A 1,469-nucleotide genomic window follows, 5' to 3' on the forward strand; every position below is an offset into this window, starting at 1 on the left:
CAGGGCGGCCTTGATACGGTTGCCGAGGAATTAAGGAACGGATCGTTCCCTTTCCGCCGGGAGCTCGAAGACATTCATATGAATGTCGAAGCGCGCCTGAAGGAGCTGATTGGCGAACCCGCAGGCCGACTGCACACGGCGCGATCGCGCAATGACCAGGTCGTCACCGATTTTCGCCTCTGGACCCGCGGCGCACTCGACGAGGCCATGCAATTGGTCGCTGGCCTGCAGAGCGCTCTGGTCAGTCGCGCCGGCGAGAATACAGAAACCGTGATGCCGGGATTCACGCACCTCCAGACCGCACAGCCCGTCACACTGGGCCATCATTTGCTGGCCTATGCCGAAATGCTGGAACGCGACCGCTCGCGCCTGCTCGATTGTGCCGAGCGTTTGAATGAGTGCCCGCTGGGCTCTGCGGCGCTAGCTGGCACCGGATTCCCCATCGACCGAGACATGACCGCGGAAGCCTTGGGCTTTGCCCGCCCCATGGCCAATTCGCTGGATGCGGTGTCGGCGCGCGATTTTGCACTGGAGGCACTGGCGGCCCTGTCCATCGCTGCGACGCATTTGTCTCGCCTTGCCGAAGAGATCGTGCTCTGGACCAGTGCACAGTTCGGATTTGCGCAGCTCACCGACGCCTGGTCGACCGGTTCGTCCATCATGCCGCAAAAGCGCAATCCGGATGCTGCCGAACTGATCCGTGCCAAGGCCAGCCTGATTACAGGCCTCTACAGCTCCCTGCAGGGCGCGGTCAAAGCGCTACCGCTGGCCTATGCCAAGGACCTTCAGGACGACAAGCGCCTGACCTTTGAAGCCTTCGACACCTATAATCTTTGTGTTCGCGCCATGACCGGCATGATCGAGACGATCCGTTTCAAACCCGATAATATGCGCGCGGCAGCCGCGAAGGGATTTTCGACCGCCACCGACCTTGCTGATTGGCTGGTTCGTGAGCTGGGTCTTCCGTTCCGGGATGCCCACCATGTCACGGGCCAACTGGTCGCGAAGGCTGAGGAGAAGGCCTGCGATTTGTCAGATCTGACATTGGCCGACATGCAGAGCGTGAACTCCGAAATTACCGATGCGGTATTCGATGTGCTGACAGTTGAGGCGTCTGCCTCATCTCGGACATCTTATGGCGCTACAAGCCCTGTTCGCGTTGCCGAACAAGTGGCACAGTGGAAACAGAGACTTCGACTGGAGTAGTCATTGATGAAACGCCCTCTTCTTCTCGCTGCGGCGCTGCTCGCATCTGCCAATCTGGCCGCGTGTGGCCTGACCGGGGATTTGAAACGCCCTGACCCGCTTTGGGGTGAGCCAACCGATGGTCTGGAACCCGCTGAATTGCCGGACCAGAATCAGAACAACCTGCCAAGCCTACCGGACCGTGAAGACGAAGGCAGCGATACCGGAGCCGATGATGAATTGCTCGGCGGCGCGTAGGAAGCATTCCATGAAATTACCCAAGA

2 protein-coding genes are annotated in these 1,469 nt (G+C 59.8%); both read left to right on the forward strand.

The features are described 5' to 3' along the window. Positions 1-1,206: argininosuccinate lyase (gene argH, locus B4F73_RS09195; RefSeq protein ID WP_290483078.1), on the forward strand; the 1,206-nt coding region annotated here is incomplete at its 5' end. 6 nt (positions 1,207-1,212) lie between these two features. Beyond that, positions 1,213-1,443: an LPS translocon maturation chaperone LptM gene (lptM, locus tag B4F73_RS09200; RefSeq protein WP_290483079.1), complete on the forward strand. Its 231-nt coding sequence runs from the start codon at positions 1,213-1,215 to the stop codon at positions 1,441-1,443. The last annotated feature ends 26 nt before the right edge of the window (positions 1,444-1,469 follow it).

Source organism: Hyphomonas sp. UBA3601, from assembly GCF_002375605.1.
Taxonomy (GTDB): Bacteria; Pseudomonadota; Alphaproteobacteria; order Caulobacterales; family Hyphomonadaceae; genus Hyphomonas.

Excerpts from the sequence above, each read along its gene's own strand:
- lptM (WP_290483079.1), top strand. The coding sequence starts at position 1,213 with ATGAAACGCCCTCTTCTTCTCGCTGCGGCGCTGCTCGCATCTGCCAAT.